Source organism: Streptomyces sp. NPDC047042 (genome assembly GCF_040644035.1).
GTDB lineage: Bacteria > Actinomycetota > Actinomycetes > Streptomycetales > Streptomycetaceae > Streptomyces.
The window spans coordinates 250,403-269,060 of the sequence record NZ_JBEYVP010000005.1 but is presented as its reverse complement, the minus strand read 5'-3'; the positions used below and the strand labels follow the sequence as shown (position 1 = coordinate 269,060).

The window sequence follows — 18,658 nt, the reverse complement described above, 5'->3', positions numbered from 1 at the left end:
CGTCACCGGCGGGGGAAACCGAACCGGTGCCCAGGTGAAGTTAGGCACCAATCAAGCGGCAGTCAAGATTCTGCCCAACATTAGTTGAGGCCGTCCTCCGTGAGTCGCTGGAGCAGGGTGTGCAGGGTTTCGCGTTCCGCCTGGTCGAGCGGGTCGAGGAGTTCGTTGGTCACGCGTCGGCCGGCCTCGTCGGTGTCGCGGAGGAAGGCGCGGCCGGCCGCCGTCACGACGACGATCCGGCTGCGGCGGTCGTCGGGGGAGGGGCGGCGTTCGACGAAGCCCAGCTTCTCCAGGTCGTCCACCAGGCCGACGATCGCGCTCGGGTCGTAGCCGAGCGAGGTGCTCAGTTCGCGCTGGAGCACGCCCGTGGAGGTGGCCAGGAAGCGGACTACGGCGTAGTGGCGCAGCCGGAGCCCCGACTCCTGCAGGAACGTGTTGAACAACTGGCCCGAGCGCAGGCCCAGCCGGTACAGCAGGTAGCCGGTGTCCGAGTGCAGGCCGCGCATCCAGGGCTCGTGGGCGTCGATCGGGGCGGGGTTGTGGACGTCCTGCTGGCGGGCGATGGCGGGCTCCCTCGTCGAGGCCCCGGGGCGGGGCCGTTCCATGTGCTGATTCCAGCATGACCCACGTGTCTGATGGCAACAACTATTGACGTCAACAATTATTGCTCTTAGCTTCGATCCAGCAGCGGATTCGTCTTGTGAAGGGACCCCCTCGTGTCCAGCATCGATCTGACCGGCAAGGTCGCCGTCGTCACCGGCAGTGGCCGTGGCCTCGGCCTCGCCTACGCGCACGCTCTCGCCGCCGCCGGCGCCTCCGTGGTCGTCAACGACGTCGACGAGAACGTGGCCGAGCAGGCCGTGAAGTCGATCACCGCGGCCGGCGGCACCGCCGTCGCCGAAGTGGTCCCGGTCGGTACGACCGAGGCCGCCGAGCGGCTCGTGAACCGCGCGGTGGAGGAGTTCGGCCGGCTCGACATCCTGGTCACCAACGCGGGCATCCTGCGCGACAAGGTGCTGTGGAAGATGTCCGACGACGACTTCGACGCGGTGATCACCACCCACCTCAAGGGCACCTTCACCTGCGCCCGCGCCGCCGCCGTACGCATGCGCGAGCAGGGCGAGGGCGGGACGCTGATCCTCGTCGGCTCGCCGGCCGGCCAGCGCGGCAACTTCGGCCAGACGAACTACTCCGCCGCCAAGGCCGGCATCGCCGCCTTCGCCCGCACCTGGTCGATGGAGCTGGGCCGCGCGAACATCACCGTCAACGCGATCGTGCCGGTGGCCGCCACCGCCATGACCGAGACGATCCCGGCCTTCGCCCCCTACGTCGAGGCGCTGAAGAACGGCGAGCCGTTCCCGGCGTTCCTGCGCAAGGGCGAGGGCTTCGGCACCCCCGAGGACTGCGCCGCCCTCGTCCCCTTCCTCGCCTCCGAGGCCGCCCGGGGCATCACCGGCCAGGCCATCGGCATCGGCGGCGACAAGGTGGCACTCTGGTCGCATCCGCAGGAGATAAAGGCCGCGTACGCCGACGGCGGCTGGACCCCCGAGACCCTGGCCGACGTCTGGCACACCTCGGTCGGCGCCGAGCTCCAGTCGGTGGGCGTCCCCGCCCCCAAGTTCCCGGAGGCGTAACCATGGCGAACCTCAATGTCGAGGAACTCGTCGCGATCGACGTCCACACCCACGCGGAGATCTCCTCCAAGGGCACCTCGTCCCTGGACGACGACCTCCACGACGCCTCGTCGGCCTACTTCAAGGTCGAGGGCAAGCGGAAGCCGACCCTGGAGGAGACCGCCGCGTACTACCGCGAGCGGAAGATGGCCGCCGTCATCTTCACGGTCGACGCCGAGTCCGCGACCGGCACCGAGCCCGTCCCGAACGAGGAGGTCGCCGAGGCCGCCGCGGCCAACCCGGACGTCCTGATCCCCTTCGCCTCCATCGACCCCTTCCGGGGCCGGGCGGGCGTCAAGCAGGCCCGTCGGCTGGTCGAGGAGTACGGGGTCAGGGGCTTCAAGTTCCACCCCAGCATCCAGGGCTTCTTCCCCAACGACCGCTCGGTGGCCTACGAGCTGTACGAGGTGATCGAGGAGACCGGCACGATCGCGCTCTTCCACACCGGCCAGACCGGCATCGGCGCCGGGGTCCCCGGCGGCGGCGGGATCAGGCTCAAGTACTCGAACCCGCTGCACATCGACGACGTGTCCGCGGACTTCCCGCATATGAAGATCATCCTGGCGCACCCCTCCTTCCCCTGGCAGGACGAGGCCCTCGCCGTCGCCACCCACAAGCCGGGCGTGCACATCGACCTGTCCGGCTGGTCGCCGAAGTACTTCCCGCCGCAGCTGGTGCAGTACGCCAACACGCTGCTCAAGGACAAGGTCCTCTTCGGCTCGGACTACCCGGTGCTCACCCCCGACCGCTGGCTCGCCGACTTCGAGAAGCTGCCGATCAAGGACGAGGTCCGGCCGAAGATCCTCAAGGAGAACGCGGCCCGGCTGCTCGGGCTCACCAAGCCCTGACTCCCCACTCATGTCTCGTAACTCGTAGAGGGGCGCAACGATGCGCAACGAGGGACTGGGGTCTTGGCCCGCCCGCCGGGCCCGCAAGACCCCCCAACGCACCGCCCTGATCCACGGCGACACCACCATCAGCTACGCACAGCTGTACGAGCGCACCATCCGTCTCGCCCACGCCCTGCGCGAGAGGGGTGTGCGCCGTGGCGACCGGATCGCCTATCTGGGCCCGAACCACCCCACCTACCTGGAGACACTGTTCGCGGCGGGCACGCTCGGCGCGGTCTTCGTACCGCTCAACACCCGCCTGGCCGGCCCGGAGATCGCCTACCAGCTCGCCGACTCCGGCACCAAGGCCCTCGTCTACAACCCCTCGCACGCCGGCCTGGTCGCCGGACTGCCGGGCAACACGGACGTACGCGCGTACGTCGAGGTCGGCACCGAGTACGAGGAGGCGCTCGCCGGTGCCTCCGCCGAGGCGATCGACGCGCCGGTGACCGCCGACGACACCTGCATCATCATGTACACCTCGGGCACCACGGGCCGCCCCAAGGGCGCCATGCTCACGCACGGCAACCTCACCTGGAACGCGCTCAACGTGCTCGTCGACCAGGACGTCATCACCGACGAACGCGCCCTGGTCTCCGCCCCGTTGTTCCACACGGCCGGGCTGAACATGCTCACCCTGCCGGTGCTGCTCAAGGGCGGTACCTGTGTCCTGGTCGAGGCCTTCACGCCGGACGACACCTTCGACCTGATCGAACGGCACGGGATCACCTTCATGTTCGGGGTGCCCACCATGTTCGACCAGGTGGCGAGACATCCGCGCTGGGCCGACGCCGACCTGTCCTCGCTGCGCATGCTCTCCTGCGGCGGCTCACCCGTGCCGACCCCGCTCATCGCCAGGTTCCAGGAGCGGGGACTCACCTTCCTCCAGGGCTACGGCATGACCGAGGCCTCGCCCGGCACCCTCTTCCTGGACGCCGAACACGCCATCAGCAAGGCCGGTTCGGCGGGTGTACCGCACTTCTTCAGCGATGTGCGGGTGGTACGGCCGGACCTGACACCGGTCGAGGTCGACGAACCCGGCGAGATCGTGGTCCGCGGACCGCACGTCATGCCGGGCTACTGGGGCCTGCCGGAGGAGACGGCCGCATCCTTCACGGACGGCTGGTTCCGCAGCGGGGACGCGGCCAGGGTCGACGAGGACGGCTATGTCTTCGTCGTCGACCGCATCAAGGACATGATCATCTCCGGTGGGGAGAACATCTACCCCGCCGAGATCGAGGACCTGCTCCTGGCCCACCCCGACATCGTCGAGTGCGCGGTCATCGGCGTCGCCGACGAGAAGTGGGGCGAGGTGCCGCGCGCGGTCGTCGTCCCCCGCGAGGGCGCGGCCCTGGACGCGGACGAGGTACTGGCCTCACTGTCCGGCCGCCTCGCCAAGTACAAGATCCCGAAGTCGGTCGTCGTAGCGGAAGAACTCCCCCGCACAGCCTCCGGCAAGCTCCTGAAGGCCCGAGTCCGCAAGGCCTTCGGCGCGGGGGCGTAGCCCGCGCCCCCATAGGGGCGCGGGGAACTGCGCGACAAGCCCCCACCGGCCCGCGGGCAAAAACACGTCAGCTCAACTCCCCTCTAAGGAAACGACATGAGCATCACCGTCAACGGCATCGACGAACTCAAGAAGCTCACCGGCAGCGACCTCGGCACCAGCGAGTGGATCGAGGTCACCCAGGAACGCATCAACACCTTCGCCGACGCCACCGGCGACCACCAGTGGATCCACGTCGACCCGGAGAAGGCCGCCGAGGGCCCCTTCGGCGCCCCCATCGCCCACGGCTACCTCACACTCTCCCTCTTCATCCCGCTCTTCACCGAGCTGCTGGACGTCCAGGGCGTCACCACGAAGGTCAACTACGGCCTGAACAAGGTGCGTTTCCCCTCGCCCGTGAAGGTCGGCTCGAAGATCCGCCTGGTCGGCAAGCTGGCCGACGTCGAGGACGTACCGGGCGGCGTGCAGATCACCGTGGACGGCACGATCGAGATCGAGGGCGCCCCGAAGCCCGCGGCGGTGCTGCAGAGCCTGTCGCGCTTCTACGCCTGATCCCTGTCCTCCGAGTCCCCGGCCCCGGCCCCGTCACTGTCCCCGTCCCCGCCGTTGCGGACGGGCACGAGGTCGAGAAGGCGTTCCGAGGCATCCTGGGCGAGCGGTGTGAGCCGCTCGTACACCGTCCGGAACGTCTTCTCGGCCTGTTCGGCGGGCCAGTCGTCGGGGAGGTGCTTGACCGGGAGACGCGGATCGCCGCGGATGATCCCCAGCCACTCGGCCTGGACCAGCAACCGCAGGGACAGGGACATGTCCGCCGCCGGCAGGTCGGTCTCCCAGGGCTGCCACCTCCGCGTGAACGCCTCGTAGCGCGCGGCCAGTTCGGTCAGTTCCCAGGTCTCCTCGATCATCGCGCCGAGGTCCATGCCCGCGTCGGCGTGCGCCCGGAACACCTTCACATGGGCGGACAGGCCGAGTTCGGTGACCAGAGCGGACACGTCGACCTCGCCCGGCGCGATCCACACGCCGTTGAACAGCGGCCCGAAACCGCTCCACGTCAACTGCGAGCGCAGGTCGTGCCGTTGGCGCTGCCAGGACTCGGGCAGCGAGAACCCGAGCAGGGTCCAGCTGCCGTCCCAGTGCCGGTTGACCGCGCCGGTGTGCCAGACGCGCCGCTCACCGTCCGCCAGTACGGCCGCCGACCGCTCGGTCAGCCCGAAGTACATCCGCCGGCCCTCGCGCTGGCGGCGCAGCAGACCCCGGGACACCATCCGGGTCAGTGTCGATCGGGTCGCGTGCTCGCCGACTCCGGCTCGCGCGAACACGTCGATGACACTGCCCGAGTACACACAGACGTCACGCCCGAGCACCTGGTCACCCAGGAACGTCAGCATCAGGGACTGCGGCCGCAGCGACTCCTCGGTGGTCACACGGCCACGGTACGCCCCGGGCGATCAGTACGTCAGCCCCTGCGCGAGCGTCCCCCCGGCAGGTCCAATGACCCGCCGGGGATACAGAGTTGACGCTTCGTCAGTCAGTGGCCCACGACATCGACGAACACCGGGTTCGAATAGAACCAGGTGTCGGCCCACGGGTCACCGTCGCCGGGCGCGTGCGGGATCGGACCGTGCGGGTCGACGGCGGCACCCAGGTAACCGGCGCCGTGCCGGTTGCCGTCGCTGCCGCGCAGACGGACGTAGAACGACTCGTCGCCCGCCGTCAGCGGCACCCGCAGGGTGTACGTCCCCGTGCGCCCCGTCACGTCCTTCGACTTCACGACCTTCGTGTCCGGCGCCTTCCAGGTGTCCCGGTCGGCGACCGGACCGCGCACCGCGCCCCGGATCACGTCGACGTGCGCCAACTCGGGCAGAATTCCCTGCGGGTTGAGACGCGAGGCGGTCGTCACGGTGATGTTCAGCGTGAGCTTCTCGCCCCTGCGGACCCGGAGCCGCCCGCCCAGCGTGACACCCCGGCCGAAGTCGCAGTCACGCGTCAGCCGCACGTCGAGCCCGTCCAGCAGATGGCCGTGGTCCAGCCAGACCCGGCCCGCGCGCATGCCCGCCATCACCGCGCGGTAGCCGTAACCCGTGACGCCCACGTGCGTGCGGCTGAACTGGCCGGGCCAGAAGTCGCTGCCGGGCTGCGGGGTGTCGGTGTTCACCGGGTCGGGCAGCTTGCCGGTGTTGTCGAAGTTCTGCCCGGCCGGCCAGTCGCCGTTCTTCCAGGTGTCGAAGACGATCCGGTGCGCGTCGGAGTTCGTGGTGATCGAGAACAGGCTGCCTTCTGCCAGCATCGAGTCCCACAGACCGCCGACCGTCGCGGTCGCCCAGTCGAAGCCGCCGTACGTCAGATACCCGTCCGCCGGATAGCCCTGCCAGGACTGCGCCGTCGGCTTGTTCTCGTACTCGCCGCGGATCGATGTGGCCCCGCGCCAGCCGGGGATGGCCGCGCCCTGGGCGCCGGGCGCGCCCTCCATGCCGATCATGATCTCGGGGGCCGCGTCCCGCCAGCCCCGCATCTCGTGCGGGGAGTCGATGCCCAGCCGCATCGGGTGGTTGGCGAGGACCAGCACGTCGTCGACGTACCCGGTGCGGCGCTGCTCGGCCAGCCACTTGATCGCCTTGACGGCGTGCGCCTCGTTTCGGGCGGTGTCCGCGGCACCCGCCGAACCCTCGGTGTAGCCGAGGAGCTTGCCGTCGTAGGCGCTCTCGAACCGCGTGAGCAGGTCCACCTCGTGCAGGCCGGGCGGCGAGAAGACCGTGCAGTGCTCGGCGCCCGGGATGTACCACTCCAGGCCCTGGAAGATCAGCTGACGCGGGTTCTCCGCCCGCGCCTTGAGGATCTCGGCGTGCTCCAGCGGGGCGCCGAACTGGGCGTGACCGAAGTTGGAGTGCTCGGTGAACACCATCCAGTCGAGGCCGAACTTCTCGCCTGCGGTGGCCAGTTGGGAGAACGTGTACTTGGCGTCGTGGCTGTACACGGTGTGGATGTGATGGTCGCCGACGAGGTAGGCGAGGCGCGGGTCGCTGCCGCCGAGCGGGCGCGGCCCGGAGGAGGCGGCGGCGGGCGTCGCCAGTGAACCGGCGGCGAAGGCGGCGCCGAACAGGCCCGCCCGGTGCAGGAGTTGACGGCGGGAGACGCCCTGGGCGTCGAGACCGGCGGGGGAGACATCGGGGTCGGCCCAGGCAGGCAGCTGTTGCTCTGACATGGTCTGTGGGTCCCTTGGGATCGGGTGGAAGCTGGAGAACTGTGCAGTTCAGGAGGCTTGGCGGAGCCCGACGGGGTGTGTCAGCGGTGTGTGTCAGTGGTTCATGAACGAGCTGACGGGCAGCGCCCGTTCGACGATCCGTACGTCGCCGAGGCGGCCGTGCAGGATCTGGTCGATCTTCCCGGCGTACTCGTAGCCGCCGAGCAGCCAGGGCAGGCCGACCGAGGTGATGCCGGTCGAGGTGGCCGTCGGGTTGCGGACGACCGGGCAGCCCTGGACGTACAGCGTGGTGTGCCTGCCGTCGTTGACGACGGCGAGGTGCCACCAGGTCTCCAGCGGTGTCTCCTGGCCCCAGTTGGTGGCGATGCCCTGCTGGTTGAGGGGCCGCATGGCCCACTGGGGCTCGCGGTCGTTGGAGAGGGAGAGGGTGGCGAGCGGCTCGTCCGGGTCGTCGCCCGTCTTGCCCGCGGCGCCGCCGGTGCCGGTACGGCTGACCACTCCGGCCCAGGCGTGGTGGTCGGGGTCCCAGTCGGCGGGCAGCCGGTAGAACGCCTCGATGGTGTAACCGGCCCTGAAAGTAGCCGAGTTGAGAGGCGCACCGTCGACCGTGCGCAGATAGGCGCCCTTCAGCGGCGACTTGAAGCCGTTGAAGTCGAGGCTGCCGTGGCCGGGCTGGTCCGGGTGGTGGTCGCCGGACCAGTTCAGCGTGCCGCCGCCGACCGACACCAGGGTGAGGTCGTTGCCGTGGCCCGACCGGTCGCGGACCGTGCCGGTGAGCGCGGCCCCGTCCTGCTGCCCGTCGAAGCGCCAGTAGGCCACCGTGCCCGGGATCACCATCTTCGACGCCGGGCGGGCGGGACGTGCGGGCACCGGGGCGAAGCCGGCGAAGCGCTCCGCGAAGTCGATGTCGACGGAGAACCGGTCGGCGTCACCGCTGAGTTCGATCTCCTGCCGCTCCAGCTCGTTGAGCCCCTTCGCGGCCCGGCCGAGGATCCACGGGGAGACCGTCTCCACGTCGATGGTGTTGCGGTCGAGGTCGAAACGGTAGAGGCGGATCATCGCCGCGCCGCCGAAGTACCGGTTCTGATAGTTCGTCAGATGCAGTTCGACGTCATGTCCCGCCGCGTTCTTGCGCGTCGCGCGCCCGGCGGGCCAGTAGTGCCCGTTGAGGGTGAGGAAGATCTGGTCGTGGTCGGCTATCAGCCGGTCCCACAGCTGCTGCCCGTAGTCCGACAGGGAGTCGTCCTCGACGACCAGTTCGTGCGTGGTGAGGATCACCGGCAGGGTCGGGTGCTTCGCCAGGACGTCCTTCGCCCACGCGTACCCCTGGTCGGACAGCCGCCAGTCCAGCGCGAGGACCAGCCACTCCCGGCCGCCGGCCTTGAACACGTGGAAGGTGTTGTAGCCGTCCGTGGAGGCCCCGCCGAAGGTCTTCTTCCCCTTGAACCGCTCCGGCCCGAACACGTCGAGGTACGGGGAGGCTCCGCGCTGGTCGGTGGTGGAGGACTTCACGTCGTGGTTGCCGGCGAGGACGCTGTAGCCGACGCCCCGCCGGTCGAGGAGCCGGAACGCCTCACCGATCGCGGCGATCTCCGGCGCGGCGCCGTTCTGGGTGAGGTCGCCCAGGTGGGACAGGAACACGATGTTCTCGTCCCGCCCGTGCTCCAGCAGATAGCGCAGGGACGCCTCGACGGGCGCCCTGTCGATGCTCGGCCCATCGAAGAGGTACTGGGTGTCCGGCATCACCGCGAGCGTGAACCGGCGGCTCTCGGTGTCGGGCCGCCACGACGATCGGGCCTTGTCCGTCAGGGCCTCGGCGGCCGTCGGCAGGGCGACGGTGGTGGTCGCCGCCGCCCCGATCAGCGCGGTCGCCCGCAGAAAACTACGCCGTCCGGCGCCCGCCTGGGGCGCTTCCAGGGCAGGCCCGTGCCCGGACCCGTGCGAGGTGCACACAACTGACTCCGTAAGAGGTTCTGTGAGGTGAGAGGGGCGATGGGGGTGTGGGGGAGTTACAGCGTGCGGAGAGTCCAGGCCCAGCGGTGGGTGCCCGGCTGCGGGAGGTAGGAGGGGAAGGTGTCGGGGCCGCACGACGCCGTGCCGAGCCCCCGGTGTGCCGCGTCGATGTGCACCACACAGCCGGGCCGTGGCGTCAGCTGGTCGTGATGCGTGGCGGCGGTCAGGTCCTCGGCACGGAACCGGGTCACGGAGACCTGGCGCGGCCGGTCCAGCACGACCGCGAGCCCGGTGGCGTCCGGCGCCGACAGCCTGAACTGTCGTACACCGTGCCGTCCGCCGCTCTCCTGCGGTCGCAGATAGGGGGTGAACAGGGAGTCCACGGGGGCCGAGTGATGCCCGACGGGCGCACCGGCGGCGCGGTCCGGATAGGACTCCCAGGGGCCCTGCCCGAACCACTCCAGCAGATCCAGCCCCGACACCGTCTCGAACACGGAACCGACGCGCGCCACATCGGCGTACGCGTCCGGCAGTTCGGCGCTCTCCTCGACGCGGATGCCGCCCCGGACCGGGGTGAAGACCTGCTCGTGGCGGATGACGCCCGCGTTCCCGGCGTACTCGGCGAGCACGGTCACGCTCCCGCCGTCGCGCCGCACGTCAACCGGCTTTCGTACGAGGGTGTCGAGGCCAATGGCCCGCCAGCGGGCCGCCATGCCGCCCAGCTCGTCGTTGTCGGTCGGGGCACGCCACAGGGAAAGCGTGGGCGCGGACGTCAGCAGCGGGTGGATCAGCAGTCCGTCCGCGTCGACCGTGACGCGCGGTCCCGCGACCGCCGCCTCCGAGGCGTCCGGCGCGGCCCGCAGCAGCAGTTGGGGCACGCACACCTCGGTGCCGCGCGGGGCCCACGGCTGGTCGTCGGCCGTCGTCACCCGCAGGGTCAGCCAGGCCTCGCCGCCGTCCTCCGGCAGCTCGATGGGCAGTGGCACGGCCGCCGTCTCACCAGGCCGCAGGTCGGGCAGTTCGGCGGGCACGGTGAGGGTACGGCCGTCCGCGAGCGTCAGTTCCCAGTTGGCCGCGAGCCAGTCCAGGCCCCGGAAGGACTGGTGGTTGGAGATCACCACGGGCCCCTCGTGCCGCAAGGCGTCGAGGCGCACCGGAGCCGCGATCTCCCGGTGCTCGTACATGACCGGCTTGGGCGTGCGGTCCGGGAAGACGACACCGTCGGCGATGAAGGCGCCGTCGTGGATCGTCTCGCCGAAGTCGCCGCCGTACGCCCAGCGCATGCCGGGGGCGGCGACACCGTTGTCATAGAGCCCGGCGCCCTCGCGCCCGACCGGTCTGCCGCTGTTCACGGACTGAAGGATTCCGTGGTCCCAGAACTCCCAGATGAACCCGCCCTGAAGTCCCGGCGTTGACTCGATGGCGGCCCAGTGGTCCGCGAGGGTGCCGTTGCTGTTGCCCATGGCGTGCGAGTACTCGCACTGGATCAGCGGCTTGGTCTGCTCGCCGGACAGGGCGTGCGCGACACAGTCCTCCAGCGCCGCGTACATCGGACACGCGATGTCGGAGGCGACCGCCGGATCGGCCCAGCCCAGCTTGGCCGCGCCCTCGTACTGCAGTGGCCGGGTCGGGTCGTGCCGGCGCAGCCAGCCCGCCGCCGCGTCGTGGTTCGCCCCGTAGTCGGACTCGTTGCCCAGCGACCAGATGATGACCGACGGGTGGTTCTTGTCCCGCAGGACCATCCGCGAGACCCGGTCCACGAAGGCGTTCAGATAGCGCGGGTCGTCCGCGATCTCGTGCGCGTGGTCGTGCGACTCGATGTCCGCCTCGTCGACCACGTAGAAACCGAGCTCGTCCGCGAGGTCGTACAGCGTCGGGTCGTTCGGATAGTGCGCGGTGCGGATCGCGTTGAACCCGAACCGCTTCAGCAGCTCCAGATCGGCGCGCATGTCGTCGTACGACACGGTCCGCCCGGTCAGCGGATGGAAGTCGTGCCGGTTGACGCCCCGGACGTAGATCCGCTCCCCGTTGACGAGGAGGTCCCGGCCGACGATCTCGACGTCCCGGAAACCGACGCGGTGCCGCGAGGTGTCGGCGACCGTTCCGTCGGCGCGGTGCAGCCGGACGGTCAGGTCGTACAGCTCGGGCGTCTCCGCGGTCCAGGTGCGTACGTCGGACAGCTGCGCGCCCAGCCGCGGTTCGCCGAGGAAGTCGGAGACGCGGTCGTCCTCGGCGTTGAGGCGGTCGAACTCGGCGTCCTGGACGAGGAGTTGACCGTCGATCTCACCGGTGACGTACCAGCCCCCGGGCAGCGCGCCGCACGCCTCCCGCACCCGGCAGTCGACCCGCAGCTCACCGGAGGCCGGCGCCCGCACGGTGACGTCCGCGAGGTGCAGTGAATCCGTCGCGTACAGGAGCACCGAGCGGGTGATGCCGCCGTGCCACCACTGGTCCTGGTCCTCGATGTGGGTGGCGTCGGACCACTTGACGACGGTCAGCCGCACGGTCGCCGAGGCGCCCGGCCACACGAGGTCGGAGAGGTCGAACTCCGCCGCCAGATGGGAGTCCTTGGAGATGCCCACCGGCCGCCCGTCGACATGCACGAGCAGCACGCTCTCGGCGGCACCGACCTGGAGCACGATCCGCCGGCCCGCCCACTCGGCCGGAACATCGAACTCGCGCTCGTACACGCCCGTCGGATTGGCGGCCGGTGAGGCGGGCGGGACGTCGGGCCACGGCATCCGCACGTTGGTGTACCAGGGCAGGTCGTCGGTGTCCTGGAGGGTCCAGGCCCCTGGGATCCGGGCCGTGGACCAGTCGTCGGCCACCTCGGCCGTGGGCCCCGGGAGCAGCTGGAAGCGCCAGTCGCCGTCCAGGGAGATCGCCCCGCCGCGCCGGTCGACGGCGTTCATGGGCAGCCGCCCCCAGGACGTCACCTCGGGGGACTCCCAGGGGCGCAGCGCCACCAGCGGATCGCTTGTCATCCGCGGACAGCCCCCTTCGCGAGGTCGCCGATGATCTGCTTGGCGCCGATCGCGAACACGATCAGCAGGGGGACGAGGGCGAGCAGCGCGCCGGTCATCACGATGCCGTAGTCGGTGGTGCCGTGGGTGCCGTTGAGCTGGGACAGCGCGACCTGGAGGGTCACGTTGTCGGGGTTGGTGAGGGAGATGAGGGGCCAGGCGAAGTCGTTCCACTGGCCCATGAAGGTGAAGATGCCGAGGAAGGCGAGACCGGGGCGGACCACCGGCAGCGCCACGTGCCAGTACTGGCGCAGGAAGTGCGCGCCGTCGAGCTTGGCGGCGTCGAGCAGCTCGTCGTGGATGGCCGTCTTCATGTACTGGCGCATCCAGAAGATGCCGAAGGCGTTGGCGGCGGCCGGCACGATCAGCGCGGTCATCGAGCCGATCCAGCCGATCTTCGCCATCACGACGAACTGCGGGATGACCGACAGCTGCGCCGGGACCATGAAGATCACCATGAGCAGCCCGAACAGCACCCCCTTGCCGGGGAACTCGAACTTGGCGAAGACGAAGGCGGCCAGCGAGTCGAAGAGCAGGACCAGGAAGGTCACCGAGGTCGCGACCAGCAGCGAGTTCCACATCGACCCGAAGAAGTCGATGGCGTCGAACAGATTGCGGACGTTCTCCAGGAAGTGCGTGCCGGGCAGCAGCTTCGGCGGGTACGAGAAGATCTCCGACGAACTGTGCGTCGACATGATCACGGCCCAGTAGAACGGGAAGGCCGAGATCAGCGTGCCGATGACGAGCGGCAGGTGCAGCGCGAGCCCTCTGCGGCGGGAGCCCTTGATGGATGCCATGATGCGCGCCCTTCCTAGTCGCCCCGGCGCTGCACGAGGCGCCAGTTGATGATCGAGAAGAGAACGACGACGAGGAAGATGCCCCACGCCACCGCGGCCCCGTACCCGAAGTCGTTGTTGTCGAAGGTCTGCTGGAAGAAGTAGAGGACCATCGTCTGGCCGGAGTGGCCAGGACCGCCCGCGAACGTCGAGTCGTTGGACGAGGTCTGGAGCAGGACCTGTGGTTCGGAGAAGCTCTGCAGACCCGTGACCGTCGAGACGACGAGCACGAACAGCAGGGTGGGCCGCAGCAGCGGGAGTGTGATCCGGAAGAACGTCTGGACCGGCCCGGCGCCGTCCATGCGCGCCGCCTCGTACAGCTCCCCCGGGATGGTCTGGAGCCCGGCGAGGAAGATGATCGCGTTGTAGCCGGTCCACTGCCAGGTCATCAGCGCCGCGATGGTGACCTTGATGCCCCACGGCGTGTTCAGCCAGGCCACCTGGTCGATGCCCACACCGTGCAGGACGGCGTTCACCACACCGTTGTTGGTGGAGAAGATCGAGCCGAAGACGATCGCGATGGCGACGACGGAGGTGACGTTCGGCAGGAAGTACGCGACGCGGTACCAGCTCTTGAAGCGGACCGCGGAGTTGAGCATCACGGCCGTGACCATCGCCAGCAGGATCATCGGGAAGGTGGCCAGCGCCCAGATGATGATCGTGTTGCCGATCGAGTTCCAGAAGTCGCTGTCGCTCAGCAGGTACTGGTACTGCGAGAGCCCGGCCCACTCCATCGAGCCCAGACCGTCCCAGCGGTGGAAGGACAGATAGAGCGAGAAGCCGACCGGGAACAGACCGAAGCCGAGGAAGATCAGATAGAAGGGGGAGATCGCCGCGTAGAGGTGCCAGTACTTGCGCCAGCCCTTCTTCGGGCCGGCGGGCGAGGGCCGCTGAGCGACAACGGGCGGGGTGCGCTCGATGACCGCCATCAGTAGCTCACCCCCAGGTGCTTCGCGATCCGACGGCACTTGCTCATGGCGTCACTCCAGGCCTTCTTCGGGTCCTTGCCGAGGACACCTACGTTCTTGATCTCGTCCTTGATGGGCGTCCCGAGCGCGATGTCGTACGGGCTGTTGTAGGCGACTACGATCTTCTGCGCCGCCGGACCGAAGACGTCGGTGGTGACCTGGCCGCCGAAGAAGGGATCGGCCTCCCGCAGCTGCTTGAGTTCGTACGAGGCCGGCGTGGAGGGGAAGAGGCCGGCGTCGACATAACCCTGGGCCTGGTTGGCCGCGTCGAGGATCCAGGTGATGATGCGGAACGCCTGCTCGGGCTCCCGGCACGCCTTGGTGATCGACAGGAACGAGCCGCCGTTGTTCGCAGGCCGCACCGGCATGTCGGCGATCCGCCACCTGCCCTTGGTCTTCGGCACACCGTTCTTGAGGTCGAAGGTCGCCCAGGAGGCGCCCAGCTGGCTGGGCAGCTTGCCGTCCTGCACGGCCGACAACTGGTCCGGGGTGCCGTTTACCAGGTCTGAGACGATCTTCCGCTGCTTGGCCTCCACGGCGAGCGCCCAGGCCCGGCGCACATGCTCCTGGTCGCCGATGAAGTGGCGGTCCTTGTCGACGTACCGCTTCGCGCCCTGCTGTACGACGTTCTCGAACACGGAGTTGACGTCGGTGAGCAACTGGGTGCCCGGCAGGCGCTTCTTGAGCTGCTCTCCCGCGTCGAAGAACGCCTCCCAGGTGGAGAGCTGCTTCGACACGTCGTCGGGCTCGTACGGCAGGCCTGCCTTGCGGAACACGTCGTACTGGTAGAAGTGCGCGACCGGCCCGCAGTCGATCGGGAAGCCGACCATCGTGCCGTCGTCGGCGATGCCCTGGTCCCATTTCCAGGGCAGGTACTGGCTCTTGTACTTATCCGCGCCCAGCGTCCGCAGATCGATGAACTGGTCCGCGTTCGGGAGGTAGGCGGCCATGTCCTCGCCCTTGAGCCCCGCGATGTCGGGGATGTGGGCCTGGCCGGTGATGGTGGTGATCAGCTTGGAGCGGTACTGGCCGCCGATCTGGATGGCCCGCAGGTCCACCGAGCTGTCGAAGCGGGCCTTGGCGTTCTTGACGACGGTGTCGCTCAGACCGCCGCTCCAGTACCAGAGGACCATCTCGCGCCCGGTGGAGCCGGTCGGAACGGCGCAGCCGCTCGCCAGGCCGCCGAGCGCGGTGGCGGCCGTACCGGCCAGTCCCGCGCGCAGCAGGCCTCTTCGTGAGAGCTGCACAGCTCCCACCGCCTTTCGGATCTGTTCGGTGCGTAAGTACGTAAAGTGCGTATATGTGTATGTCGGTAAGGGGTCGGGAAATGGGGGAAAGGTCAGGGTGTGACGGGTGCGAACCGCACCGGCGGCCCCGGATCGGCCGGCAGCCGGTCGGCCAGGAAGCCGTAGGCGCGCCGCAGTTCGGGGTCGTCGAGCGTGTGCCACCAGCGGTGGACGTGGTACCAGCCGGGCGCGGCCAGTGCCCCGCCGCGCTCCCGCACGGACAGGGAGGCGGCCAGTACGGCGAACCGCAGCCGTTCCTCCAGCGGCCAGCCGCCGAGGGAGGCCGCGACGAAGCTCGCGCCGAACACGTCACCGGCGCCCGTCGAGTCCACGACGTCCACGGGCAGGGCCGGTACCTCGGCGTACTCGCCCGTCGTCTGGTCGACGGCGACGGCGCCGTCACCGCCGCGGGTGACGACGGCCACCGGCACCAGCTCGCTGAGCGTGCCCAGCGCGGCGACCGCGGTGTCCGTACGCGTGTACGCCATCGCCTCGGTCTCATTGGGGAGGAAGGCGTGGCACAGGGCGAGCTGGTCGAGGAGGTCGGAGGACCACCGCTGGGTGGGGTCCCAGCCGACGTCCGCGTAGATCTGCGTGCCGTTCGCCGCCGCCTTGGCCAGCCATCGGTGGGGTTCGGCCTCGATGTGCACCAGGGCGGTGCGGGCGTCGGGCGGGTCGCCCAGCAGGGCGTCCTGGGAGTACGGGGGCGGCTGCCCGTGGGTGATCAGGGCGCGGTCGCCGTCGTAGGCGAGCGAGACGGTGACGGGGGTGTGCCAGCCGTCCGCGGTGCGCGAGAGCGAGAGGTCGACGCCCTCCTGGTCGGCGAGGACGGTCCGGCAGTGGGCGCTGTAGGCGTCGTCGCCGAAGACCGTGGCCAGCGAGGTCCGCAGACCGTACCGGGCTGCGGCCACCGCGAGGTTCGCGATCCCGCCCGGGCTGGTGCCCATCCCCGAGGTCCAGATCTCCTCGCCGGGCGTCGGGGGCTTGCCCAGACCGGTGAGGACGAGGTCGAAGAAGAGCAGCCCGGTCAGCAGCACATCGGGCCGATCGTCGTCCACGCGTGCATCCTCTCGTCAAAACTCGTCAATTTGATGACGGGAATCGTGCGCGCCTTCGGAAGATTTGGCAAGAGTCGAGCAGAAGCAAGCATAGAAATGATTGAAGATGACGAGTACTGTTCAGCACGTGCTGGCAGAAAGACGACATCAACTCATCCTGCGGGCCCTGCGCTCGGGCGGCCCCGCGGCCGTGACCGATCTCTCCGAGCAACTGGGCGTGAGCCCCGCCACCATCCGGCGTGACCTGGTCCGACTGGAGGAGGAGGGCCTGCTCACACGTGTACACGGCGGCGCCGTGGTCGAGGAGGGCGACCAGCCCTTCGCCGAGGTCGCCGAGGTGCGCGTCGCCGAGAAGGACGCGATAGCCGCCCGTGCCGCCTCCCTCGTCGAGGACGGCCAGTCCGTGCTGCTCGACATCGGCACCACCGCCTACCGGCTGGCCCGCCAGCTGCACGGCCGCCGGCTCACCGTGATCACCAGCAACCTGGTGGTCTTCGAGGAGCTGGTGGACGACGAGGGCATCGAACTGGTGCTGCTCGGCGGCATGGTCAGGCGCGAGTACCGCTCCCTGGTCGGCTTCCTCACCGAGGACAACCTGCGCCAGCTGCACGCCGACTGGCTCTTCCTCGGCACCAGCGGCATCCGGCCCGGCGGCCAGGTGATGGACACCACGGTCGTCGAGGTACCGGTCAAGCGCGCCATGATCAAGTCCGCCGACCGGGTCGTCCTGCTCGCCGACCGTGCCAAGTTCCCCGGCACGGGCATGGCGAGGGTCTGCGGCCCCGGGGAGCTGGACATGGTGGTGACGAACGCGCCGGTGGACCCGGCGACGCAGTCCTCCCTTCAGGAGGCCGGGGTGCAGGTCATCACGGCAGGAAAGGTGCAACCTTGAAGCTGACGATTCTGGGCGGCGGCGGATTCCGCGTGCCGCTCGTGTACGGGGCGCTCCTGGGCGACCACGCCGAGGGCCGGGTGACCCATGTCGTCCTGCACGACCTGGACGCGGGCCGCCTCTCGGCGGTCACCCGGGTCCTGGCCGAGCAGGCGGCCGGGGTGCCCGACGCCCCCGAGGTGAGCGCCACGACCGACCTCGACGAGGCGCTCACCGGCGCCGACTTCATCTTCTCCGCGATCCGCGTCGGCGGCCTCGAGGGCAGGGCGAACGACGAGCGGGTGGCGCTGGCCGAGGGCGTCCTCGGCCAGGAGACGGTCGGCGCGGGCGGTATCGCGTACGGTCTGCGCACGGTCCCGGTGGCCGAGGACATCGCGCGGCGCGTCGCACGGGTCGCCCCCGACGCCTGGGTCATCAACTTCACCAACCCGGCCGGTCTGGTCACCGAGGCCATGTCCCGCCACCTCGGCGACCGCGTCATCGGCATCTGCGACTCCCCGGTGGGCCTCGGCCGCCGCATCGCCCGGGTGCTCGGCGCGAACCCCGGCGAGGCGTGGATCGACTACGTCGGCCTCAACCACCTCGGCTGGGTACGCGGCCTGAGGATCAACGGCCGCGACGAACTCCCGCGGCTGCTCGCCGACCCCGACCTCCTCGGCTCCTTCGAGGAGGGCAAGCTCTTCGGCACCGACTGGCTGCAGTCCCTGGGCGCGGTCCCGAACGAGTATCTGCACTACTACTACTTCAACCGCGAGGCCGTACGGGCGTACAGCGCGGCCGAGAAGACCCGCGGCGCCTTCCTGCGCGACCAGCAGGCCGGCTTCTACGACGAGATGAAGAAGCCTGACGCCGCCGCCCTCACCGCCTGGGACCGCACCCGCGCCGAGCGCGAGGCGACCTACATGGCCGAGGCCCGCGAGACGGCGGGCGCGGGCGAACGCGACGCCGACGACCTGTCCGGGGGCTACGAGAAGGTCGCCCTCGCCCTGATGCGGGCCATCGCCCGCGACGAGCGCACCACGCTGATCCTCAACGTCCGCAACCGCAGGACGCTCTCGGTGCTCGACGCCGAGGCGGTCATCGAGGTGCCCTGCCTGGTCGACGCCAACGGCGCCCACCCCGTCACCGTCGACCCGCTGCCCGACCACGCCTCCGGCCTGGTCTGCTCGGTCAAGGCGGTCGAACGCGAGGTGCTCGCCGCCGCCGCGTCCGGCTCCCGTGCGACGGCGGTCAAGGCGTTCGCCCTGCACCCGCTCGTCGACTCCGTGAACGTGGCCCGCAGACTGGTGGACGGATACACCGCGGTCCACCCTGGCCTCGCGTACCTTAAGTAAGCGCTTTCCCGCTCGTATCGGATCTGTTCGTATCGGGTC

15 protein-coding genes are annotated in these 18,658 nt (G+C 69.6%); 6 read left to right on the top strand and 9 right to left on the bottom strand.

The window, feature by feature from the left end:
- Nucleotides 1-80: 80 nt before the first annotated feature.
- Nucleotides 81-506 carry a MarR family transcriptional regulator gene (locus ABZ855_RS07580; protein ID WP_319202259.1) on the bottom strand — a complete coding sequence of 142 codons (426 nt, stop codon included), beginning with the start codon at nucleotides 504-506 and terminating at the stop codon, nucleotides 81-83.
- A 210-nt stretch (nucleotides 507-716) separates the two neighbouring features.
- Here ABZ855_RS07580 and ABZ855_RS07575 point away from each other — a divergent pair, with 210 nt between their 5' ends.
- From ABZ855_RS07575 to ABZ855_RS07560, 4 genes are all read left to right on the top strand, one after another.
- Nucleotides 717-1,634, top strand: a complete 918-nt coding sequence (locus ABZ855_RS07575) for an SDR family oxidoreductase (RefSeq protein WP_319201125.1) — start codon at nucleotides 717-719, stop codon at nucleotides 1,632-1,634.
- A gap of 2 nt (nucleotides 1,635-1,636) precedes the next feature.
- Entirely contained in the window at nucleotides 1,637-2,521 is an 885-nt protein-coding gene (locus ABZ855_RS07570; protein WP_319201127.1) for an amidohydrolase family protein, read from the top strand.
- A 40-nt stretch (nucleotides 2,522-2,561) separates the two neighbouring features.
- Nucleotides 2,562-4,067: an o-succinylbenzoate--CoA ligase gene (gene menE, locus ABZ855_RS07565; protein ID WP_360802483.1), complete on the top strand. Its 1,506-nt coding sequence runs from the start codon at nucleotides 2,562-2,564 to the stop codon at nucleotides 4,065-4,067.
- A gap of 96 nt (nucleotides 4,068-4,163) precedes the next feature.
- Complete coding sequence (locus tag ABZ855_RS07560; protein ID WP_360802480.1) at nucleotides 4,164-4,619, top strand: MaoC family dehydratase; 456 nt, start codon at nucleotides 4,164-4,166, stop codon at nucleotides 4,617-4,619.
- On the opposite strand, the gene ABZ855_RS07555 is transcribed toward ABZ855_RS07560, so the two are convergent.
- From ABZ855_RS07555 to ABZ855_RS07520, 8 genes are all read right to left on the bottom strand, one after another.
- Nucleotides 4,610-5,491, bottom strand: a complete 882-nt coding sequence (locus ABZ855_RS07555; protein ID WP_360802477.1) for a PaaX family transcriptional regulator C-terminal domain-containing protein — start codon at nucleotides 5,489-5,491, stop codon at nucleotides 4,610-4,612. The two genes, ABZ855_RS07560 and ABZ855_RS07555, sit on opposite strands and share 10 nt — an antisense overlap.
- 104 nt (nucleotides 5,492-5,595) lie before the next feature.
- A complete protein-coding gene (locus tag ABZ855_RS07550; protein WP_360802474.1) occupies nucleotides 5,596-7,269 on the bottom strand; it encodes a PHP domain-containing protein in 1,674 nt (557 codons plus the stop codon).
- 93 nt (nucleotides 7,270-7,362) lie between these two features.
- Nucleotides 7,363-9,222 carry a LamG-like jellyroll fold domain-containing protein gene (locus ABZ855_RS07545; RefSeq protein ID WP_360802471.1) on the bottom strand — a complete coding sequence of 620 codons (1,860 nt, stop codon included), beginning with the start codon at nucleotides 9,220-9,222 and terminating at the stop codon, nucleotides 7,363-7,365.
- 56 nt (nucleotides 9,223-9,278) lie between these two features.
- Nucleotides 9,279-12,206, bottom strand: a complete 2,928-nt coding sequence (locus ABZ855_RS07540; protein WP_360802468.1) for a glycoside hydrolase family 2 TIM barrel-domain containing protein — start codon at nucleotides 12,204-12,206, stop codon at nucleotides 9,279-9,281.
- The gene (locus ABZ855_RS07535) at nucleotides 12,203-13,042 is read right to left on the bottom strand and encodes a carbohydrate ABC transporter permease (protein WP_360802465.1); all 840 of its coding nucleotides are present in this window, start codon (nucleotides 13,040-13,042) and stop codon (nucleotides 12,203-12,205) included. Before ABZ855_RS07535 ends, ABZ855_RS07540 begins: the two co-directional genes overlap by 4 nt.
- A gap of 14 nt (nucleotides 13,043-13,056) precedes the next feature.
- On the bottom strand, nucleotides 13,057-14,010 hold the full coding sequence (locus ABZ855_RS07530) for a sugar ABC transporter permease (protein WP_360802462.1): 954 nt from the start codon (nucleotides 14,008-14,010) through the stop codon (nucleotides 13,057-13,059).
- Entirely contained in the window at nucleotides 14,010-15,296 is a 1,287-nt protein-coding gene (locus tag ABZ855_RS07525) for an extracellular solute-binding protein (RefSeq protein WP_360802459.1), read from the bottom strand. The genes ABZ855_RS07530 and ABZ855_RS07525 overlap by 1 nt, the downstream gene beginning before the upstream one ends.
- A gap of 92 nt (nucleotides 15,297-15,388) precedes the next feature.
- The gene (locus ABZ855_RS07520; RefSeq protein ID WP_360802456.1) at nucleotides 15,389-16,393 is read right to left on the bottom strand and encodes a carbohydrate kinase family protein; all 1,005 of its coding nucleotides are present in this window, start codon (nucleotides 16,391-16,393) and stop codon (nucleotides 15,389-15,391) included.
- A gap of 127 nt (nucleotides 16,394-16,520) precedes the next feature.
- Here ABZ855_RS07520 and ABZ855_RS07515 point away from each other — a divergent pair, with 127 nt between their 5' ends.
- Together ABZ855_RS07515 and ABZ855_RS07510 are read left to right on the top strand one after the other, a co-directional pair.
- Nucleotides 16,521-17,285 (top strand): DeoR/GlpR family DNA-binding transcription regulator, encoded by a 765-nt coding sequence (locus ABZ855_RS07515; protein WP_319202261.1) that lies wholly within the window; start codon nucleotides 16,521-16,523, stop codon nucleotides 17,283-17,285.
- Nucleotides 17,282-18,619 carry a 6-phospho-beta-glucosidase gene (locus ABZ855_RS07510; RefSeq protein WP_360802452.1) on the top strand — a complete coding sequence of 446 codons (1,338 nt, stop codon included), beginning with the start codon at nucleotides 17,282-17,284 and terminating at the stop codon, nucleotides 18,617-18,619. Before ABZ855_RS07515 ends, ABZ855_RS07510 begins: the two co-directional genes overlap by 4 nt.
- Nucleotides 18,620-18,658 lie beyond the last annotated feature (39 nt).

Excerpts from the sequence above, each read along its gene's own strand:
- ABZ855_RS07570 (WP_319201127.1), top strand. The coding sequence starts at position 1,637 with ATGGCGAACCTCAATGTCGAGGAACTCGTCGCGATCGACGTCCACACC.
- ABZ855_RS07560 (WP_360802480.1), top strand. The coding sequence starts at position 4,164 with ATGAGCATCACCGTCAACGGCATCGACGAACTCAAGAAGCTCACCGGC.
- ABZ855_RS07530 (WP_360802462.1), bottom strand. The coding sequence starts at position 14,010 with ATGGCGGTCATCGAGCGCACCCCGCCCGTTGTCGCTCAGCGGCCCTCG.
- menE (WP_360802483.1), top strand. The coding sequence starts at position 2,562 with ATGCGCAACGAGGGACTGGGGTCTTGGCCCGCCCGCCGGGCCCGCAAG.
- ABZ855_RS07550 (WP_360802474.1), bottom strand. The coding sequence starts at position 7,269 with ATGTCAGAGCAACAGCTGCCTGCCTGGGCCGACCCCGATGTCTCCCCC.
- ABZ855_RS07535 (WP_360802465.1), bottom strand. The coding sequence starts at position 13,042 with ATGGCATCCATCAAGGGCTCCCGCCGCAGAGGGCTCGCGCTGCACCTG.
- ABZ855_RS07540 (WP_360802468.1), bottom strand. The coding sequence starts at position 12,206 with ATGACAAGCGATCCGCTGGTGGCGCTGCGCCCCTGGGAGTCCCCCGAG.
- ABZ855_RS07580 (WP_319202259.1), bottom strand. The coding sequence starts at position 506 with ATGCGCGGCCTGCACTCGGACACCGGCTACCTGCTGTACCGGCTGGGC.